Raw genomic sequence first — 19,624 nt, 5'->3', positions numbered from 1 at the left:
CATTCACTGGCCGATAACGGAACGGTGAACGCAGACCGACGCTCATGACGTTGAATCATGAGGCATATTAAGTTTAAGAGGTTTACTCGGCATACCAGTAAACAACGCGCTGAAATGCGCGTTGGTTCAAAGAAAAGGATATTTCCGTATGCTCAAGGCGACCCGCCTGATCGGACTTTTGGCGCTGCCGCTACCAGAAACCCAGCACTTTCCACCAGGCGCTGCCCAGAATCAGCCAGATAGGAATCACCACCAGACTTATCAGAAAACCTATTTTCCACCAGGTTGCCAGCGGGATGAAATTACAGCCGAACAGAATCGGCGCCGGCCCACCGGAATAGTGAGTCGTCGCCATGTACAGATTGCTGAACATGCCGAACACCAGCACCGTGAGCATGGGCGGGGCCCCGGCAGCGATGGCTATCGAGACAAAAATGGCATACATGGCGCTGATATGGGCAATGGCGCTGGCCATCATATAATGGCTGTAGTAGTAGGCCAGCAGCAGAATGCCCAGCATCGGTATCCAGTTCATGCCCTGCACCGATTGGGCGATTTCACCGCCGAACCAGGTGACAAATCCCAGTTGGTTCAACTGGCTCGCCAGCGTCAGCAGCACCGCAAACCACACCATGGTATGCCAGGCTTCTTTTTCACTGATGACATCATCCCAGTTTAGCACCCCGGTCAGCAGCAGCACTGCCAGACCAGCAAAGGCGGTCAGGGTAGCATCGATATCAAGCGCTGCGCCACACACCCACAGCGCGACCAAGCCGACAAATACCAGCAGTACAATCCATTCATTGCGCGTCATCGGCCCCATTTCACGCAGCTTTTCAATCGCCATGAGGCGCATTTCCGGCGTTTTTTTGAGCTCCGGCGGATAAAAACGGTACAACAGCAGCGGAATAACCGCCAGCGATACCAGTCCGGGAACGATGGCGGCCACCGCCCACTGGGTCCAGGTAATGGTTATGCCCAGGGATCCTGCCAGTTTACCTACCATTGGGTTTCCCGCCATCGAGGTCAAAAACATAGCGCAGGTGATGGCATTGCACTGAAAAATACACTGAACCAGAAAGGCGCCAATCCGCCGCTCGGTGCCCCTTTCAGGCGTCGACTCATAGGCTTCGGCAATGGAGCGGAATAATGGCGTGATAATGCCGCCGCAGCGCGCTGAGGTTGAGGGCATGGCCGGGGCAAACAGCAAATCGGTCAGCACCAGGCCATAAGCCAGGCCGAGGGAGCTGTGTCCGAGCTTGCTGATAAAGGCATAACCGACCCGGCGACCAAAGCCGGTTTTGATAAAACCGCGCGAGATGAAGAAAGCACAGGCGATCATCCAGATAGTGGGATCGGCGAACCCGGCCAGTACCGCTTTCATATTCAGCAGACCGGTTGCCACCACTACCGTTAAGCTGAACACGGCCATTGCGCCCAGCGGATAGGGCGACAGAATCAGTCCGATGACCGTCGCCGCAAAGATGCCCATCAGATGCCATGCCTGTGGATCGACACCTTGCGGAATCGGGCTGAACCACCCACAGAGGCCCACCAGTATGATAAGCAGCATTTTTCCCATACGGGTTCTAAACATCGACATCAGGTCGGCACCTCATTATGAAAAGTCATTCATCATTTAACCAAGTTAATCATACTGCCGGCGCACAAGGTTATTTACTGGCCCGGCGGCAGCTGACATTCAGAGGCTCGGCGTTCAGGCAAAAAAGAGCAACGCCTGGTCGGCCCAGGCGTTATCTTCTCCGTTAAATGACGCAATGCTGCTTCAGGCGGCTTTGCTGAAGAGGCAGGAGGTGGTAAAGATAAACCGGTCGGCCGGTGACACCATACTGGATATGCGTGGTCAGGATCTTGGTCTGGGTCAGGTAAATAAGGTATTTTCGGCAGGATACCCGGGAAATACCAATCGCGGCCGCCAGATTATCGGTCGAAAATTCGATGTCGGGATGGCTATCTATCCATTCGCACACCGTACGCAAGGTCGGCACCGTCAGCCCCTTGGGCAGCTTTTCTGGATCGGTTGCCTGGGGATCGGTCCGTCGCAGCAGCCGGTCCACATCAGACTGTTGATAACAGTCGTGCTGTTCCAGCAGCGTCTTTTTTTCACGGTAAGCGCCAAGGGCTTCTTCAAAGCGGCTGAACTGGAATGGTTTTATCAGGTAATCCACCACCCCATACTGCAACGCCTTTTTGATGGTGGCGGCATCGCTGGCCGAGGAAATCACGATGACGTCGATCTGCTGGCAGAACTCCCGGATGATCGGCAAGAGATCCAGGCCGTTTTCCTGTTGCATATAGACATCAAGCAGCACCAGGTCGATGTCCGGCGGGTCCTGCAGGATGCGGTTTTTGGCCTGCTGCAGCGTAGAAACGGTACCGCAGCAGCTAAAGCCGCTTATCTGATTCAGGTAGCAGCGATTAAGCTCGGCTACCATGGCGTCATCATCGACGACCAGCACATTTATCACGATGTCACCGTTACGTTTTTATAGGGAAGATGGAGATAAAACTGAGTATAAACCCCAGGCTCCGACTCGACGGTAATAGAACCGCCCAGCGAGTCCAGACACTGTCGAACCAGGCTAAGCCCCAGCCCGCGGCCTTCGCCTTTGGTCGAAAATCCCTGCTGGAAAATGTCGTCGTCGTGCCCGGCAGTTATCCCGGGACCGTCATCACCGACGACACAGTGCAGGATGTTCGCCTGATGGTGGAAGCTGACGTGGATTTCACCTTTTGATTGGTTTTGTTGGGCATCCAGCGCGTTTTCAATCAGGTTACCCAGCACGGTAATCAGGGCAGTGGTGGTCCGTTCGTCGTCGGTAGCGGGCAGCAGACTGTCTTCACTGACGGACAGCGCAATACCGGCATCGCGGGCCCGGTTGATTTTACCCAACAGAAAGCCGGCGATCACCGGCGATTTTATTTTTGCCAGCAGGGAACCGATCTCAGCCTGATAATCAGTCGCTGTTTTCAGAATAAAGTCTTCCAACTGGGGATAGGACTTCATATGCAACAGGCCGAGAATAACATGCAGCTTATTCATAAATTCATGGGATTGAGCCCGCAGCGCATCGGCGTAATTCACCATTCCGGTTAAACGCTGTACCAGTTGGCTGACTTCGGTTTTGTCACGAAAGGTACAGATTGCTCCAGTAATAATACCATTTGTTACTATTGGAACGGTATTGGTCAGCAACAGCCGTCCCTTGAAACTGATTTCCTCGTCACGGCGGGGGATGCCGCTAATGAGCACCTGCTGAAGGCTTGCCAACATCGGCCAATTAGCGACATCATTGCCAGCCAGCAGCGTTTCCAGCGAGACTTGCTGCGTAAACATCCGCTTGGCTTCCTGGTTGATGACCTGGATATGGGCATCGGCGTCAACGGCGATTACTCCTTCCTTAATCGATTGGAGCATGGCATGGCGCTGCTCGAACAGGTCGGAAATTTCATAGGGTTCAAAGCCCAGCATGATGCGTTTTAGCGCATAGACCAATGCCCAGGTACCCAGCGAGCCGACCAGCATGCCGAACAGCACCGTCCAGAGAATGCTCCAGCGGGTCTCATTGACCACTGCGGCCACGTTGGACAGGGAAATGCCTACCACTACCACGCCCAGTTGGCGATGCTGCTGGTCGAATATCGGCACAAAAACCCGCAGCGCTTCATCAAGCACCCCCCGGTTGACCGCGGTATTTTCCTTGCCCTGTAGCGCCGGCTGCAGGTCTTCGCCGATAAAGGGTTTGCCTATCAAGGTTGGATCGCGGTGGGAGTAGCGAATACCGGCCATATTGGTAACCACCACGAATAACAGGTTATTGTGCTCACGGACACGCTCGGCATAATTCTGTATCAGCAATGCATCCGGCGGCAGCAGCAGACCGCTTTGCAGGGTCGGACTGTCCGCCAGGGTACGTCCAACGTTCTCGGCCTTATCCTGTAGGTTTTCGCGTGTAATATGGCTGAGCTGGTAAAAGTGCAGGGCGTGAACCGCCAGCAACACCGACACCAGCACAGCGCTGACCATCAGCGCTACCGATATACCCAACTTCAAGGGTTTTCTGCGTGTGGTGCGGGGGCGAGGAGTGTTCATTGATGCTCCGGGAATAAAAGCGGGAATGAATGCATCCAAAGACATTATTATCGCGGTAACTTATCACCGGCCGCATGCCCCATCCGGGCTGCGCCCCCGCGGCGCAACAGCCCGGATCGTCACTGGGGTTGTTCTACTGCGAGGGCAATGGTGCCGGTCTGTTCATCGTAGCGCAGCACGGTATGGTATTTTTTACTCAGTCGAGTCAGGTCGGCGGCGATTTCATGACCCATCGCCGCGTCAGGAATCACCGGCAGGCCACGCTCAAGCGGACGAGGGCGACTCATGCCAAGATCAAGCGGCGTGAGGGTGAAACACACGGCGTCATTTTCGATTTGAAGCGCCGCCAGGCAATTTTTGGAGAAACGGGACTCCGAGGCGAAGCCGTGGAAGTTGCCGTCTTTATCCTTGGCCCGGGCACGATGAAGATCCGATGGGCGGGCATCATTAGCATAACCATAGGCCTCATACATTTCCGGCGCGACGATAGATTCCCCCGCTTCGAATTCCATCAGAATGGAGCCCAGATTATAGAATATTGGTCTTTTTCGGTAAATTTCGATGCCACGCAAGAAATGAGCGCCATGTCCGACCACGGCATGGGCGCCCGCGTCGATGGCCTGCCGGGCAAAGTCTTCAATAAAGGCCGGCGGCAGCTCAGAATACCAATTGTCATCCTCTCCTTCATGCGTGTGCAGACTAAGGATCACTGCATCGGCGCGGTTGACGGCATCGCGGACACTTTTCAAAATGGCGTCGCAGTCTTTGGGATTCATCCAGGTACGGACCTGTGCCCGCTCACCACGCTCAATTTGGACCGCACTTTCAAACAGTGAGCCGAATTTGAAGCTGTCAGGCCCTTGGTCAGGCATGACTTCGATGCGTGCCCCTTCTCGCGTGCTGGCCGCGGTGCCTAACAGTTCAGTCATATCCTGTAATTGAAAAAATTCTTTATCAGGCAACACATAAGATCGCCCCCAGCGGAGGGGATTAAGGCCTGGACGGGCAGCGACTCCCGCTCCTGCTGTGCTACCGGCGAAGACTTCCGAGCGGGTGGTGCAGACGGCAACCACAGCTACCCGGCCATTGGGTGTATCAAGGAAGCGTGCGGTGCGGGCATCTTCCAGACTGCGGCCAATGCCGCAGTGAATCAGGCCGCGCTTTTCCGCTGCTTCTATGGTGTCGACAACCCCCTGCCAGCCAAAATCACCGGTATGGTTATTGGCAAAAGAGACCATTTTTATATTGAGGTTGACGAATTCGTCCAGGGTTTCGGGCTTTACCGCGGTTATGTAACCACGGCCGGCGGCCGGCGGGGTAGTGTGCTTAGGGCAGCAGAATTCCGCATTAGCAAAGACCGCATCAGCATCTGCGAGTTTAGCCACCAGTCTCTTATCCAGTCTTTTAGCGAGACTCCGGCTAGAAAAAAGAGCATCGCCGCAGGCAATAATACGCATGGTTGAAACCTCTATATACGGTTCGTTAAATGTTGTAGATGTTTACCGGCTTAATTTAATAATGGGCAACGGGTATGCGTTGTACTTAAGGAAAGCGATGTTCCGAGAGTAAGTCGTTGCGGGTAAAACATCAGCGTAGGATCGATAATTTGGAGGGTATTATTCATTTATACCCGGTAAGGCGCAAGGGCAGCGTTAATAGTGAGTGGTAACATGATATAACCGATTGATATATATTATTTCCTTAAGTTATAGGTTTTTTGGACCTACATAACGCTATAACCAACGCTTATGAGTAAAATGACCGCCCTTTAACCCGCGTTCCCCTATTACAGGGGCGTTTTTTTTGGCATATAGGCAGAATGGAGGAATAGGATGAAAAATGTTGCAAATGGGTGGTGTGCATTAATACTGGCAGCCACCTTGGCTCTGGTGGGTTGCGATGCTGCCGATAAGCAGGCGGCTTCCCAGGGAAAGGTGCTGCAGGTAGGGACTTTCGGCGTCAGTATTGGATTTTCCTCTAAGCAAAATGGCCAGGATTTCGAAGGTTATGACATCGCGGTGATTGAAGCGGTGGCCAAAAAGCTCGGCTATGATCGGGTGCAACTTACCTCGGCCGACATGACCGGGCTTTTTGGCATGCTGGATTCCGGTAAAATCGAGACCATCGCCAATCAGGTTGAAGTCAACGACAAACGACGCGAAAAGTATCAATTCTCACCGACTTATATTTATTCCGGCGCTCAATTAGTCGTGCGCGAAAATGATAATAGCATTAACCGTATTGAAGACTTGAAGGGCAAAAAGCTGGGGGTAGATGTCGGCAGCAGCAAAGAGAATTTTCTGCGTAAAAACTACCCCGACGCTGGTATAACCATCAATACCTACGAAGATCCGAGCGTGATCGTTCAAGACGTAGCTCTTGGTCGTCTCGACGCCTACATCATGGACCGTGCGGGTGCGCAATTACTTATTGCCAGTTCACGCCTGCCGCTGAAGCTGGCCGGAGATCCGGTATATCGTTACCAGGAAGCTTTTCCTTTTGTCAAAACGCCAAAAGGAGATGACCTGCGAGGAAAATTTCAACAGGCGCTGGATGAGCTTTCCCAAGATGGCACGCTGACGAAACTGTCTGAGCAGTGGCTTAAGCAGGACGTAAGCAAGGAAAACTAAGCAATGAATTTTGATCTGGGCTTCATGATTACCGCCTTGCCGGCTTTGATCGCTTATCTGCCGATGACGCTGTTTCTGGCGGTCACATCCATGATTATAGCGTCATTGATGGGGCTGCTGCTGGCGGTTTTGATCCGTCATCGGACTCCGCTACTGTCTCATCTGGCTGAACTCTATATTTCGTTCTTTCGCTCGGTGCCGACGCTGGTCACGTTGTTTATTTTCTATTTCGGTATTCCGCAGCTGTTTCCCGGGATAAGTTTTATCAATGCCATCAGCGCCACTATCATCGCCCTCAGTTTCAAAAACGCCGCTAATCTGGCCGAAGAGTTTCGCGGGGCGATGAGTTCGGTAGATCCGGGACAGATGGAGGCCTGTCTGTCGGTCGGCCTAACGCGCTGGCAGGGGTTTCGCCGGGTGATATTGCCGCAAACGGTGCGTATCGCCATTCCAGGCATGAGTAATTACCTGATTATGCTGATTAAGGAATCATCCCTGGCGTTTACCGTCGGTGTGACCGAAATATTTTCCCAGACCAAAATTATCGCCAGTAATTCGTTTCGCTTCCTTGAAAGCTATATTGCGGTGGCGTTGATTTACTGGGCAGTGACCATACTGCTGACCCTGCTGCAAAAACGGCTGGAGACTCGGTTGAATCGGCCGTATAACTAGGGTCTTACATGTTAAAAATCACTAAGCTGAATAAATCCTATGGTGCCACTCAGGTGCTGCATGATATTTCTCTTGAGGTTGCCCAAGGACAAGTTGTGGCCATTATCGGTCCCTCTGGTTCAGGTAAGTCCACACTGCTGCGCTGTGTTAATTTGCTGGAAACGCCTCAGAGTGGGCAAATGACTATCGGCTCCCAGAGGCTGGATGTGGCGTCCATGAGCCGAGCCGATGCCAACCAACTACGCCAGCAGACGGCGATGGTGTTCCAGCATTACAACCTGTTTAAAAACAAGACGGCCCTGGAAAATATAACCGAGTCATTGATCATTGGTAAGAAGATGCCCCGGCAACAAGCCAATGCAATTGGCCTGGCGCTGCTGGATAAAGTCGGCTTATCGCTAAAGGCGGACAGCTACCCTTCACGGCTCTCCGGCGGCCAGCAGCAGCGGGTGGCAATTGCGCGCGCCCTGGCAGTGAGTCCGCGGGTGATGCTGCTTGATGAGCCGACATCGGCGCTCGACCCGGAACTGGTTAACGAAGTACTGCAGGTGATACGGGCGATTATCGATCATCAGACCACCATTCTATTGGTGACCCATGAAATGGCGTTTGCACGCGATATTGCCGATCGGATTATCTTTATGGATGAAGGCGTCATTCTGGAGGATGGTACACCTGAACAAGTGTTCGGTGCGCCACAACATGCCCGCACGGCACGGTTTCTACAAACTGTTCATCAACCCACAACGCCCGAATCTGGACCTGGCCGGTAAGTGAGTGGCAAAACAGCTGATGACCGCCTGGCATTGAGCCTCAATCCCAGGAGTTTAGCCGTCACTGGTGACGTTAGGCGACATCCACCTGCGGGCTGGCGGCCGCTAACTGAGCCAGGCTTTGCCTGGCCAGTGCCGCCAGATAGCGGGCAGTCGGAAACAGCGCCCGGTCATCGACGCGGAATTTGGGATGGTGCAGGGAATAAGGCCCGCCTGATCCGACCATCATGAACGCGCCGGGGATCTTTTGCTGATAGTATGAAAAGTCCTCGCCAATCGGGCTGGCTTCGATACGGCGTGACTTAAAACCTTCCCCCTCGGCCACCTGAAGTGAAAAGTCTACCCATTCGGCGCTGTTTAATACTGACGGCGGGCCTGCATGCCAGCGAAGCTCGATGCCGGCGTCGAACGCTTGAGCCATGCCGCTGATGACCTGCCGGAGGCGCTGTTCGATTTTTTGCCGCACCGGTGGCGAAAAGGTACGTACCGTGCCTTCCAGATAGGCGGAATCAGCGATCACATTCCAGGTATTGCCGCTGTGGACCTGGGTAATCGACACCACCGCATTATCGTTGGATGAGATGTTACGGCTGACCAGGGTCTGAATGGCGGTAATCAGCTGGCCGGTAATAATCACCGGGTCATTGCTTTCCTGGGGAATCGCCGCATGCCCCCCTTTGGCCGTTACCAGGATTTCGAACCTGTCGACGCCGGCGGTCAGGGCATCGGCCTTGCTGCCCACCACACCGATCGGCAGCAACGGATCATTATGGATGCCGAAAATTACATCAGCGCCGTCAAGCGCGCCGCTTTTAACGATCTGAGCCGCGCCAACCCCGGTTTCCTCCGCCGGCTGGAACAGGATCCTGACGCGTCCCGGCAATGCGTCTTCCGACTGTTTGAGCAACAGGGCGGCGCCCAAGGCGGCTGAGGTATGGAAGTCATGGCCACAGGCATGCATGACACCCGGATGTTGCGACACATATTCAACGCCGGACTGCTCGTTTATCGGCAGGGCGTCGATATCCGCGCGCAGCACGACCAACGGTCCCTGGTGCGGCTTGCCCAGCTCGGCGACCAGGCCGGTCTCAAGCTGCAGATTAAGCACCCTGACACCGGCGCTTTCCAGCGCCTGGCGAATTTTACCGGTCGTCTGGAATTCCTGCGAGGACAGTTCTGGAAAACGATGTAAGTCATGACGAAAGGATTCAATAAACTGGGCTAAGGCTTTACAGTGTGTTTCGGTATTCATTATCGCCCCCTCCCAGGGTCAGTAACAGCACCGGCCTGATGCCGGCTAAGCAGATGAATGTAGAGCATAGCATGAGGCTTAGCACTGTATAGTATATCTAATGGTTATATGATAATTCTTTGGCATAACATAGTGCATGTTAAGCCTATACCCGCGTTTAACCCCCTTTGCGGCTGCATCAGGCCGCTGTAGCCGCCAGGCGTGCCTGCCTGATGCCTTCCACATTCAGATCAGCGGTGGCCAGGATAGCGCGGGTGATCCGGTCAGCATCCACTTCAAATGGCAAACGGGCAAGCACCGATGGCGCAATACGTACGCCGGCGGCAATGGCGCCGAGGGTGGCGCTGTCGGCAACATCCAGGCCGAGCAAGTCCAGCGTGACGGGCGCGTCAAAGGCCACCAGTAATTGCAGTAGCTCTTGCCGGTCCGCGTCCAGCGGATACTCGAGCAATCCTTGCACCGCCAGCCCGAAGCCCACTTTTTCACCATGCAGCAGATGATGAAACGCCTGATGATGGGTAATACTGTTATGGATTGCATGGGCCACACCGATGCGGGCAATATCATCGCGCACGCTGTTGGCAAGGCCTGCCAGGGCGATAACGCCGTCGATGACGTTTCTCAATGCCGGCGTGACCCGCTGCTGCTGATTGTCCTCAACCGCCTGTACGCCGTCATGGGCAAAGACTTGCTGGGCCAGGCGGGCGGCCTGCGCTTTGACCAGCAGACCGAGGGATCCATCACCGCTGCGCTGATAAGGGGAGAACTCATACCACTTGGCCAGTCCGTCGATAATGCCGGCCTTCAAATAGCGCACCGGGCTTTTGGCAATCAGCTCGCTGTCCACCAATACCCATACCGGCAAACGGGCCAGATCAAGCGGACCCTGATGGCCGCCGCGCTCATCATAAATCACGCTTATCGGCGACCAGGCGGCGCAGGTGGCGGCGATGGTCGGCAGGTTTATCACCGGCAAGCCGCCGGTGACATGGCCAACGGCTTTGGCGGCATCCATCACGCGGCCTCCGCCAATGCCCAGGATGGCCTGCGCTCCGTCGTCGCAGACAGTGTCGGCCAGAGAGTCGATAAGTTCTCGCGTGCAGGGACCGCGCAGATACAGCAGGCTATAAGTTACCTGATACTCCGCCAGGCTGCGTTCAATGTCGGTTCTGGTCAGTTGCCAGGCGGTCGGACTGGTAATGATGGCGATACGCTTGGCATAGGGAGAGACATATTCACCCACACGGCCGGTAAGACCATCCTGATTGAGGTAGTGTTCCGGCGATTTGATAGCAATCACAATTAAGCCCTTAAGATAAGTCACGTCAGTTGAGGATAGAAAAGAGACTTATTCTCTTACCAGATCCCGGCTGCCGGGCAAAACAACAAAAATGTCTGTCTATTTGCATTAATTGGCTGGTCCGAAGGGCAGTTAAGGCCATGCTTACTGGCGCTATTCGGCTGATTTATCAACTGGCTGGGCTGCTAAAGTACGGGCGGTTATTATCATTTTCAGGAAGGACCTTATGAAAAACTTCAACACAGCCGGTGCAGCCGCCGTATTGCTGTTGGCCAGCACTGCGGCGCAGGCCATTAGCGTAGGCGGAGAGCTAGGCAGGCAGTACACGCGCGCCGGTATCGGACTGGGCACCGATTCCCCCGGACTTGGTCTGAGCGGCACCTGGGTAGATAACGACAAGCAGGGCACGGTGACAGGCCTGGGGCTCGATTACCGTATTCCGCTCGGGCCGGTGATGGTTGCCGCCGGCGGCAGAGCACTCTACACCAGTCCCAAATTCAGTGAAGACGGTCTGGTGCTGGCGGTAGGTGCCGGTGCGTCGTTTAGCTTCTTCCCGATGTTCAGCCTGTATGGCGATTATTACTACTCGCCGGATTCGCTCTCCAGCGGCCTGAAAAACTATACCGAAGCCACTGCAGGCCTGCGATTCACCCCGATCATGCTTACCAGCGTTTCCCTTGGCTACCGTTATCTGATGTTGGAAGGCCGCAATGGCCACAGCAGCCGCATAGCCGATGGCATTTATCTGGGCGGCAGCGTTCATTTCTGATGCGATGCGGTCAGCAAAAAGTCAACGCAATCGCACCGTAACAGGGCGAATGCCGACGTTGGCACCACAATATGGCAGACAACCACGAGAAATGAGGCCTGGAGCATGAAAATGTGAGGCGGCAGTTGCCGTTTCGCTTTTTTTAACCAATAGTTATTATGAGATTAATCCCAAATTGCCGTTGCCCGGTACCGCCTAGGGCGTAATGGCAATACCGGAGCCGTCTGCGCTGAGCCGTCAGGCTAGCGCCGCGGGGTCGTATCAGGCGCCGGTCGAGGCTTCAGATGCCCTGGCATGAGCCTTGCAGGTATCGATGACGATGTTCAGTCAGCCATACCCTGTCGTTCCACACCCGCTGTGCGACTGTCATGCGAGTTTACCGTGACGTAACCGTTAACTGAAGGTAATGCTAATTACCCAGGGGCTTATCATGAAAGCTAAGAGTCAGACTCTCGACGCCGCTGCCTGTGCCAGACAGGCCCTCGAATGGATAGAAAAACCCTCACTCTCGTTTGAAGAAAGCACGTTGCTTAATCAGGACACCCTCCAGAGTTTTAAAGAGTACGTTAACCCGGCCTTTTTGGAATATCGCAAGTCAGTGACGACCAGCGGGGATTACGGAGCCGTAGAATGGCGGGCCAGCAGTTTGAATACGCTGCTCGATACCCGGGGAAATGAATATATCGACTGCCTGGGCGGTTTCGGCATATTCAATGTGGGGCACCGTAATCCAGCTGTTATCTCTGCGGTAGAACACCAGTTAGCTAAACAGCCTCTGCACAGCCAGGAATTGCTTGATCCGCTGCGCGGTATGCTGGCAAAAACCCTCTGCGCCCTGGCGCCGGGCTCCCTCAAATACAGTTTCTTTAGCAATAGCGGCACCGAATCGGTCGAGGCGGCGCTGAAACTGGCCAAGGCTTATCAATCCACACGCGGCAAATATACCTTTATCGCCGCCCACGGCGCATTTCATGGTAAAACCCTCGGCGCCCTGTCTGCGACCGCTAAAGCGGCATTTCGGCGGCCCTTCATGCCGCTGCTGCCCGGCTTTCATCATGTGCCGTTCGGTGATATCGAGGCGATGAGAGAGCGGGTATTCCGGTGTAATAACAGGGGTGAAGGCGTGGCGGCGATTGTGCTGGAGCCGATTCAGGGTGAAGGCGGCGTCAATATTCCGCCCGATGATTATCTGCGCGCGGTTCGCCAGCTGTGCGACGAGGTCGGCGCTCTGCTGATACTCGATGAAGTGCAGACCGGCATGGGGCGCACCGGCAGAATGTTTGCCTGCGAGCATGCCGGTATTCAGCCGGACATCCTGTGCCTCGCCAAAGCCCTCGGCGGCGGGGTGATGCCGATAGGCGCAACCATTGCCACCGAAGAAGTGTTCTCGGTCATGTTTGACAATCCATTCCTGCATACCACCACCTTCGGCGGCAATCCGTTGGCCTGTGCCGCCGCACTGGCCGCGATCAATTACCTGCTCGAGCACGATCTACCGCGTCAGGCCATGGTCCAGGGCCAGTTTTTACTCGATGGACTGAAAAGCCTGGCCGCCCGCTATCCGGATATCATTGTGGAAGCTCGTGGCAAGGGGCTGCTGATCGGGTTGGCTTTCGTTAACAATGAAATGGGCTACCGTTTTGCTCAGGAAATGTTCCGCCGCCAGGTACTGGTGGCCGGCACCTTGAACAATGCCACCACTATCCGTATCGAGCCTCCCCTGACCATTACGCTGGAGTTATGCCAGCAGGTACTCAGCACCGCCGGCGAGGTAGTGGAAACCCTGCGCAAGCCGGTTCAGGCCACTACCGTCAATGCCGCACTGCCTACGGGTTAATCCGGCTACATCCGTTAATACCCCACAGACGAGGGGTTAATCCGGCCACTGCCGTCCATGCCGCACTGTCCACGGGTTAATCCGGCCTAGCGGTAACGGTCATCCAGACTGAAGATGCCTAAGAAGGAAGCAGACGATGAATGATAAGCTGTTGATTAATGGCGAAAAGGTGGCCGGTGAAGGCGCGCCCCTGCAGGTGGTCAATCCGGCGACTGGGGAGGTCATCGTGACGTTGTCACAAACCAGCCTGACACAAATAGATGCGGCGGCAACGGCGGCAGAACGCGCGTTCGAGCAGTGGAGCCAGACAACGCCGCAAACCCGAGCCAGTCTGTTGTTACAATTGGCTGATGCCATCGAGCAGCACGCCGCTGAGCTGGCCAGATTGGAGTCGCTGAACTGCGGTAAGCCGCTGCATGCGGTGCTCAGTGATGAAATCCCGGCCGTGGCCGATGTGTTCCGTTTTTTTGCCGGCGCTTCCCGCTGCCTCGGCGGCAGTGCGGCGGGGGAATATCTGGCGGGCCATACCTCGTTTATCCGCCGTGATCCCATTGGGGTGGTGGCCTCGATTACTCCGTGGAATTATCCCTTAATGATGGCGGCATGGAAGCTGGCGCCTGCCCTGGCGGCAGGCAATTGCGTGCTGCTCAAGCCCGCCGACCAGACGCCGCTGACCACCCTGTATCTGGCCACGCTGCTGGCCGGTATTTTCCCGGCCGGGGTGGTTAATGTTCTGCTGGGAACTGCCGATGGGATTGGCGATGCGCTTACCGGTCATGACAAAGTCAGCATGGTATCGCTGACCGGTTCGATTGCTACCGGGGCGCATATCCTTGCCCACACCGCCGGCGGGATTAAAAAGACCCATATGGAACTGGGCGGCAAGGCGCCGGTTATCGTATTCGATGATGCCTCGCTGGATGCGGTGGTGGAAGGGGTACGGACTTTCGGTTTTTATAATGCTGGACAGGACTGTACTGCTGCCTGCCGGCTTTATGTCCAGCGCGGCGTCTATGCATCACTGGTCGAAAAGCTCGGTCAGGCTGTTGCGTCATTAAAGGTCGGTGACCCCAATGATCAGCAGACCGAACTCGGTCCGCTGATATCGGCTGACCACTTGCAGAAGGTGGCCGGATTTGTCGCTCGGGCCAGCCGCTTGCCGCATATCAAGGTCGTGACCGGCGGAAAACCCATGGCAGGGCCGGGTTTTTACTTCGAGCCCACGGTACTGGCAGGCGCTCGCCAGGAGGATGAAATTGTCCAGCAGGAGGTTTTCGGGCCGGTTGTCAGCATCACGCCCTTTGATGATGAACAGCAGGTGCTCGGCTGGGCCAATGCCTCTGGCTATGGGCTGGCGTCATCAGTCTGGACCCGGGATATTGGCCGCGCCCATCGTTTAAGCGCCCGGCTTCACTATGGCTGTACCTGGGTGAATACCCATTTTATGCTGGTCAGTGAAATGCCGCACGGCGGGCAGAAGCTCTCGGGATTCGGTAAAGACATGTCAATGTATGGGCTGGAAGACTATACCGCAGTGCGCCATGTCATGATCAACCACGGCTGATAGCCGGTTTATCTTCGCTATATCAACCACGGCTGATAGCCGGTTTATCTCCGCTATATCAACCACGGCTGATAGCCGGTTTATCTCCGCTATATCAACCGCGGCTGATAGCCGGTTTATCTCCGCTATCGCACCGTGCGGGTTGGCCCTTGCAACTTCCTGCCACCCCTTGAGCCATTAACGCCCGGACCTGCACCCGGGCCAGCTGCTTATCTCCCCCGAGGTGATGCTCCCGGCTAGCGGCCATAGCCAGCAGCTCGGGTAGCGCCGTTAACCGCTGTTGCACATAACTTCACAGATATTCACATGAGTGTGTGAAGCGAAGTTATTTCTCAAAAGATATATTTATCAATATATTAATCTTTTTATTTCCCGATTCCGGCGAGTCCGTTTTTGTGATGTAGCTCCTCTCTTTGTGAAACAAATCGGTCCAAAATTTCACACAGTCAGCATGACCTTCCCGAGGTAGCGATAGCATGAATTTGAAATTAGGCGTGATAGCCGACGATTTTACCGGCGCCACCGATATTGCCAGCTTTATGGCTCAGGCCGGATGGCAGGTTATCCAGCTTAATGGACGGGCCGACGATGTCCGGTTGCCGGACGATACCGATGCGGTGGTTATTTCCTTGAAGACCCGATCCTGCCCGGCCGGGCAGGCGGTGGCTGAATCGCTGGAAGCCCTGGCATGGCTCGACGCCCATCAGTGCCGCCGGGTATATTTCAAATATTGCTCTACCTTTGATTCCACCGCCAAAGGCAATATCGGGCCGGTAACGGATGCCTTACTGCAGGCGACCGGGCGGTCAATGGCGGTACTTTGTCCGGCGCTGCCGGTTAACCATCGGCAGGTTATCGGCGGCAACCTGCTGGTGAATGGCGTAGCACTTAATGAGTCCGGTATGCAGCATCATCCGCTGACGCCGATGACCGATGCTTACCTGCCCAGAGTGATGGATGCCCAATCCGAGGGCAAAACCGGGCTTATTCCCTTGGCGACGGTGAGACAAGGTGGCCAGGCGGTCGCTCAGCGCCTGGATCAACTCAGGCAGCAGGGAGTGCGCTATGCGCTAGCGGATATTGAACACGACAGCGACCTGGCCCTGCTGGCCGCAGCGTTGCCAGCAGAGATACTGCTGACCGGCGGATCGGGACTGGGCGGGGCGATAGCCTTGGCCCAAGGCGCAGCCCGACGGGTCAAGACCGAAAGATTGCCGTCGGCGACCGGGCGCGCCGTGATCTTATCCGGCAGTTGTTCCGCCATGACCAACCGTCAGGTGGCTCGTTACCAGCAGGCTGATCTCAGCCAATCAACCCCGACGGATAACGGGACTACTACCGCTGCCTGGTGTCGTCCGATTGAGGCCGCACGCTGCCTCACCGAGGCGCACCGCTATGCCGCTGAACTGGTGGAATGGGTTATCAGCCAGCCAGGCGACCCTGCGCCGCTGCTGTATGCCACTCAGTCAGCCCAGGCAGTCGGCGCCATTCAGGCTCGCCACGGCGCAGCGGTTATCGGCCAGGCTATTGAGCAGCTGTTTGCCGATATTGCGTGCCAACTGCAGAACCTGGGTTTCAACAAATTTATTATCGCCGGCGGTGAAACCTCTAGCCTGGTGGCCCAGCAACTTGGCGTCAAGGGCTTCACCATCGGTCAGACTATCGCCCCGGGCGTTCCTTGGGTGAAGGACATCCAGCGGCCGTTATGGCTGGCGCTGAAGTCCGGCAATTTCGGCCAGGAGAATTTTTTCAATCAGGCACAGGAGCATTACCAATGACCGAAACCGCACTACGGGAACAAATGGTCCAGATGGCCCACTCGCTCTTCATGCGTGGTTACAGCAGCGGCGGGGCGGGTAACCTGAGCTGCCGACTGCCTGAAGGCGGCTTTCTGGTTACGCCGACCAACTCCAGTTTCGGCACCCTGGATCCGGCTACGCTCAGTCAGCTGGACGCCCAGGGCGAGCATATCGCCGGCGAGCGTCCCTCCAAGGAAGCGGTGATGCATTTGGCATTCTATCGCAGCAGACCGACGGTCGGCGGCATTGTCCATTTGCATTCGCCGGCGCTGACGGCGGTCTCCTGCCTGCCGGGACTGAAGGTGGATAATTGTCTGCCGCCGATAACGCCGTATTACGTCATGCGCGTCGGCAAGCTGCCGCTGGTGCCCTATTACCGGCCTGGCGACAGTGGGCTGGCCGAGGCAGTGGCAGCCCTGGCGCCGACCCACAGCGCGATGTTGCTGGCAAATCATGGCCCGGTGGTCAGCGGCGGCAGTTTGCGAGAAGCCATTTACAATGCCGAAGAACTCGAGGATACCGCCCGACTCTTTCTGATATTGCTACCCCATGGCATGGTAATGCTGACCGACAGCCAGATAGCCGACCTGGAAAAGACCTTTAAAAAATCGTAGCCCTGAGGGTTAGCCATATGCTGCCAGATGAACGTCGTAATTTTATATACAGCTACCTGCATCAATATGCGCGGGTAACTATCGGCGATCTGGCCAAACTGCTGGATGTATCCCATATGACGGTGCGTCGGGATGTACAGTGTATGGAGCAAGAGGGCAAAGTTGTCACGATAAGCGGCGGCGTGAAGCTTAATGAAGTGCTCAGGCAGGAATTGCCCTATCTGGAAAAATCCATGCTTCATCATCAGAGTAAAAGATCTATTGGCGCAGCGGCCGAAAGACTGGTGGAGTCAGGGCAGGTTATTTATCTGGATGCGGGGACCACTACTTATGAAGCTGCCAGATGTATTGCCAGTAAATTAAAGAAAGTGACAATAATTACCAATGATTTCACTATCAGTGATTTCCTGATGAATATGCCGCACATTAATCTTTTCCATACCGGCGGCCAGGTAGATATTCGCAATCGATCCTGTGTGGGGAATAGCGCGGCCAATTTTATCCGCTCATTAAATATAGATGTGGCCTTTATCAGCACCAGTTCTTGGGATATTGAACATGGGCTATCGACGCCGGATGAAGGTAAAGCCCAGGTAAAACAGGCGGTACTGGCATCTGCCCGTCGTAATGTATTGGTCTCTGACAGCAGTAAATACGGGAAATACGGTATGTTCCATATTTGCCCGCTGAATGAGTTGGACGACATTATTTATGACGATTTATTACCTGAAACCATTGAAGAGAAATTAAAGCTGATGCACATCGGTTTACATAAAGCCACGCTTCATTAACACCAGATTATATGAATTGGAGAGTAAAGCATGTCTTCACTTTATTGAGGGAGTCAGTTCGCTGCGCACCGTATCTGGGATAAAAAATAATAATTAACTGTACTCTATCCGTCCGGAGGACATATGCATTTTGATATTTCGCAATTTCTGGCATTAATCAGCGCCATCGCTATTCTTATTGTGCTGATAACCTATTTCAAGTTTCATCCTTTTCTAGCGCTGATTATTACCGCCGGTTTTCTCGGGTTGGCTGCCGGCCTGACGCCGACCCAAACCATTAAAAGTTTTGAAAAAGGCTTTGGCGGGGTGCTGGGGTCCACCGGTCTGGTGGTCGGGCTTGGCACGATGCTCGGCGGGTTGTTGCTTGAGTCAGGCGGGGCGGACAAAATAGCCAATACCTTTATCAAGCTGGGTCCGGTGTCATGGATCCCGGCGACCATCTGCGTGGCGGCGCTGGTGATCGGCTTGCCGCATCTTTTTGACGTCAGCTTTGTAATGCTGGTCCCGCTGGTGTACGCCATTGCCCGCCGTACCCATAGCCAACTGCTGCGCATCGGTATCCCGATGGCCGCCGGTCTCTATGTGGCCCATGGTCTGCTGCTGCCTCACCCGGCGCCTACTCTGGCGATGAGTACCTATCATGCGGATGCCGGCATGTCGATGCTTTACGGCCTGCTGATTGCCGTACCGATGGCGGCGTTATCCGGTCCGGTATTTACCCATTTTGCCATGAAGTATTTCCCTGACCTCGGCCGGCAGCAGTTCAACGCCGATAATGATGCCCAGGAAACGCAGACGCAAAAGGCCCCGCGCACGCCGTCATTTTGGCTGGCGATGCTGACCATCCTGCTGCCGCCGCTGCTGATGATGACCCGTTCACTGGTCATCGGCCTGGTAAACAAAGAGAGCCCCTGGTATGAAATCATCAATGCGGTGGGCGATCCTATCGTCTCGTTGCTGATCGCCGTGCTGTTTGCGGTCTATGCCTTGGGCATTCGCAGCGGTTTTACCATGCAGCAACTGCAGAAAATACTGGGCAAATGCCTGGGACCGTGCGCCGTTATCATCCTGATACTGGGCGCTGGCGGCGGTCTGAAAGAGATGCTGCTGGCGACCCATGTCAGCACGCTTATCGCCGACTGGGCAGTGCACTGGAATATTTCACCGCTGGTGCTGGCCTGGCTGGTGGCGGCCCTTATCCGGATCGCTATAGGGTCGGCTACCGTCGCGGTGGTGACCACCGCCGGCATTATCGCACCGCTGGCGGCCAACAGCGGCGTCAATCTGGAATTACTGGTGCTGGCGACCAGTACCGGCGGCCTGATGCTGTCCCACGTCAATGACTCCGGCTTCTGGCTCTACAAGGAGTATTTCAAGCTAACGGTCAGTGAAACATTTAAAAGCTGGACATTGCTGGTGTCGTTCCAGTCCTTGCTGGGTCTGATTTTTGTCTTGCTGCTTAACAGCCTGATTGGTTAAGCCCGATCTTTATAAGCCCTATACCTATTA

Annotated in this window: 16 protein-coding genes; 10 read left to right on the top strand and 6 right to left on the bottom strand. The window is 55.1% G+C overall.

Going from position 1 to position 19,624, the window contains the following annotated elements:
- Window positions 1–190: 190 nt before the first annotated feature.
- From EDC52_RS13615 to EDC52_RS13600, 4 genes are all read right to left on the bottom strand, one after another.
- Window positions 191–1,603, bottom strand: a complete 1,413-nt coding sequence (locus EDC52_RS13615) for an anion permease (RefSeq protein WP_131865885.1) — start codon at window positions 1,601–1,603, stop codon at window positions 191–193.
- A gap of 163 nt (window positions 1,604–1,766) precedes the next feature.
- Complete coding sequence (gene dcuR, locus EDC52_RS13610; protein ID WP_131865884.1) at window positions 1,767–2,489, bottom strand: two-component system response regulator DcuR; 723 nt, start codon at window positions 2,487–2,489, stop codon at window positions 1,767–1,769.
- Window positions 2,486–4,114 carry a sensor histidine kinase gene (locus EDC52_RS13605; RefSeq protein ID WP_131865883.1) on the bottom strand — a complete coding sequence of 543 codons (1,629 nt, stop codon included), beginning with the start codon at window positions 4,112–4,114 and terminating at the stop codon, window positions 2,486–2,488. The genes dcuR and EDC52_RS13605 overlap by 4 nt, the downstream gene beginning before the upstream one ends.
- A gap of 119 nt (window positions 4,115–4,233) precedes the next feature.
- Window positions 4,234–5,499 (bottom strand): CapA family protein, encoded by a 1,266-nt coding sequence (locus EDC52_RS13600; RefSeq protein ID WP_329955559.1) that lies wholly within the window; start codon window positions 5,497–5,499, stop codon window positions 4,234–4,236.
- A 447-nt stretch (window positions 5,500–5,946) separates the two neighbouring features.
- On the opposite strand from EDC52_RS13600, the gene EDC52_RS13595 reads away from it, so the two are divergent.
- From EDC52_RS13595 to EDC52_RS13585, 3 genes are read left to right on the top strand one after another with little or no spacing between them, the layout of a single operon-like run.
- Complete coding sequence (locus tag EDC52_RS13595) at window positions 5,947–6,744, top strand: transporter substrate-binding domain-containing protein (protein ID WP_131865881.1); 798 nt, start codon at window positions 5,947–5,949, stop codon at window positions 6,742–6,744.
- A gap of 3 nt (window positions 6,745–6,747) precedes the next feature.
- A complete protein-coding gene (locus EDC52_RS13590) occupies window positions 6,748–7,416 on the top strand; it encodes an amino acid ABC transporter permease (protein WP_131865880.1) in 669 nt (222 codons plus the stop codon).
- Window positions 7,417–7,424: 8 nt separating this feature from the next.
- Window positions 7,425–8,189 (top strand): amino acid ABC transporter ATP-binding protein, encoded by a 765-nt coding sequence (locus tag EDC52_RS13585; protein ID WP_131865879.1) that lies wholly within the window; start codon window positions 7,425–7,427, stop codon window positions 8,187–8,189.
- 73 nt (window positions 8,190–8,262) lie between these two features.
- Here EDC52_RS13585 and EDC52_RS13580 read toward each other — a convergent pair whose 3' ends face one another.
- Together EDC52_RS13580 and EDC52_RS13575 are read right to left on the bottom strand one after the other, a co-directional pair.
- The gene (locus EDC52_RS13580; protein WP_131865878.1) at window positions 8,263–9,441 is read right to left on the bottom strand and encodes an amidohydrolase; all 1,179 of its coding nucleotides are present in this window, start codon (window positions 9,439–9,441) and stop codon (window positions 8,263–8,265) included.
- A gap of 178 nt (window positions 9,442–9,619) precedes the next feature.
- Entirely contained in the window at window positions 9,620–10,741 is a 1,122-nt protein-coding gene (locus EDC52_RS13575) for an iron-containing alcohol dehydrogenase family protein (RefSeq protein WP_131865877.1), read from the bottom strand.
- Between the two features lie 226 nt (window positions 10,742–10,967).
- Between EDC52_RS13575 and EDC52_RS13570 the strand changes: the two genes are divergently transcribed.
- From EDC52_RS13570 to EDC52_RS13540, 7 genes are all read left to right on the top strand, one after another.
- Window positions 10,968–11,510, top strand: coding sequence for a YfaZ family outer membrane protein (locus EDC52_RS13570; protein ID WP_131865876.1), 543 nt, complete (start codon window positions 10,968–10,970; stop codon window positions 11,508–11,510).
- Between the two features lie 430 nt (window positions 11,511–11,940).
- Window positions 11,941–13,347, top strand: a complete 1,407-nt coding sequence (ygjG, locus tag EDC52_RS13565) for a putrescine aminotransferase (protein WP_131865875.1) — start codon at window positions 11,941–11,943, stop codon at window positions 13,345–13,347.
- A 136-nt stretch (window positions 13,348–13,483) separates the two neighbouring features.
- The gene (locus tag EDC52_RS13560) at window positions 13,484–14,911 is read left to right on the top strand and encodes a gamma-aminobutyraldehyde dehydrogenase (protein ID WP_131865874.1); all 1,428 of its coding nucleotides are present in this window, start codon (window positions 13,484–13,486) and stop codon (window positions 14,909–14,911) included.
- Window positions 14,912–15,387: 476 nt separating this feature from the next.
- Complete coding sequence (otnK, locus tag EDC52_RS13555) at window positions 15,388–16,689, top strand: 3-oxo-tetronate kinase (protein ID WP_131865873.1); 1,302 nt, start codon at window positions 15,388–15,390, stop codon at window positions 16,687–16,689.
- Window positions 16,686–17,324, top strand: coding sequence for a 3-oxo-tetronate 4-phosphate decarboxylase (gene otnC, locus EDC52_RS13550; RefSeq protein ID WP_131865872.1), 639 nt, complete (start codon window positions 16,686–16,688; stop codon window positions 17,322–17,324). Before otnK ends, otnC begins: the two co-directional genes overlap by 4 nt.
- Before the next feature lie 17 nt (window positions 17,325–17,341).
- Window positions 17,342–18,115: a DeoR/GlpR family DNA-binding transcription regulator gene (locus tag EDC52_RS13545; protein WP_131865871.1), complete on the top strand. Its 774-nt coding sequence runs from the start codon at window positions 17,342–17,344 to the stop codon at window positions 18,113–18,115.
- A 123-nt stretch (window positions 18,116–18,238) separates the two neighbouring features.
- Window positions 18,239–19,594 (top strand): GntT/GntP/DsdX family permease, encoded by a 1,356-nt coding sequence (locus EDC52_RS13540; RefSeq protein ID WP_131865870.1) that lies wholly within the window; start codon window positions 18,239–18,241, stop codon window positions 19,592–19,594.
- Window positions 19,595–19,624 lie beyond the last annotated feature (30 nt).

This window comes from Biostraticola tofi, assembly GCF_004343195.1.
Classification (GTDB): domain Bacteria; phylum Pseudomonadota; class Gammaproteobacteria; order Enterobacterales; family Enterobacteriaceae; genus Biostraticola; species Biostraticola tofi.
This window is presented reverse-complemented; position numbering and strand designations above follow the sequence as displayed.

What these genes read in the sequence shown, in the direction of transcription:
- EDC52_RS13590 (WP_131865880.1), top strand. Translation starts at nt 6,748, where the DNA reads ATGAATTTTGATCTGGGCTTCATGATTACCGCCTTGCCGGCTTTGATC.
- EDC52_RS13540 (WP_131865870.1), top strand. Translation starts at nt 18,239, where the DNA reads ATGCATTTTGATATTTCGCAATTTCTGGCATTAATCAGCGCCATCGCT.
- otnC (WP_131865872.1), top strand. Translation starts at nt 16,686, where the DNA reads ATGACCGAAACCGCACTACGGGAACAAATGGTCCAGATGGCCCACTCG.
- ygjG (WP_131865875.1), top strand. Translation starts at nt 11,941, where the DNA reads ATGAAAGCTAAGAGTCAGACTCTCGACGCCGCTGCCTGTGCCAGACAG.
- EDC52_RS13580 (WP_131865878.1), bottom strand. Translation starts at nt 9,441, where the DNA reads ATGAATACCGAAACACACTGTAAAGCCTTAGCCCAGTTTATTGAATCC.
- EDC52_RS13605 (WP_131865883.1), bottom strand. Translation starts at nt 4,114, where the DNA reads ATGAACACTCCTCGCCCCCGCACCACACGCAGAAAACCCTTGAAGTTG.
- EDC52_RS13615 (WP_131865885.1), bottom strand. Translation starts at nt 1,603, where the DNA reads ATGTCGATGTTTAGAACCCGTATGGGAAAAATGCTGCTTATCATACTG.
- otnK (WP_131865873.1), top strand. Translation starts at nt 15,388, where the DNA reads ATGAATTTGAAATTAGGCGTGATAGCCGACGATTTTACCGGCGCCACC.
- EDC52_RS13570 (WP_131865876.1), top strand. Translation starts at nt 10,968, where the DNA reads ATGAAAAACTTCAACACAGCCGGTGCAGCCGCCGTATTGCTGTTGGCC.
- EDC52_RS13560 (WP_131865874.1), top strand. Translation starts at nt 13,484, where the DNA reads ATGAATGATAAGCTGTTGATTAATGGCGAAAAGGTGGCCGGTGAAGGC.
- EDC52_RS13595 (WP_131865881.1), top strand. Translation starts at nt 5,947, where the DNA reads ATGAAAAATGTTGCAAATGGGTGGTGTGCATTAATACTGGCAGCCACC.
- EDC52_RS13545 (WP_131865871.1), top strand. Translation starts at nt 17,342, where the DNA reads ATGCTGCCAGATGAACGTCGTAATTTTATATACAGCTACCTGCATCAA.
- EDC52_RS13585 (WP_131865879.1), top strand. Translation starts at nt 7,425, where the DNA reads ATGTTAAAAATCACTAAGCTGAATAAATCCTATGGTGCCACTCAGGTG.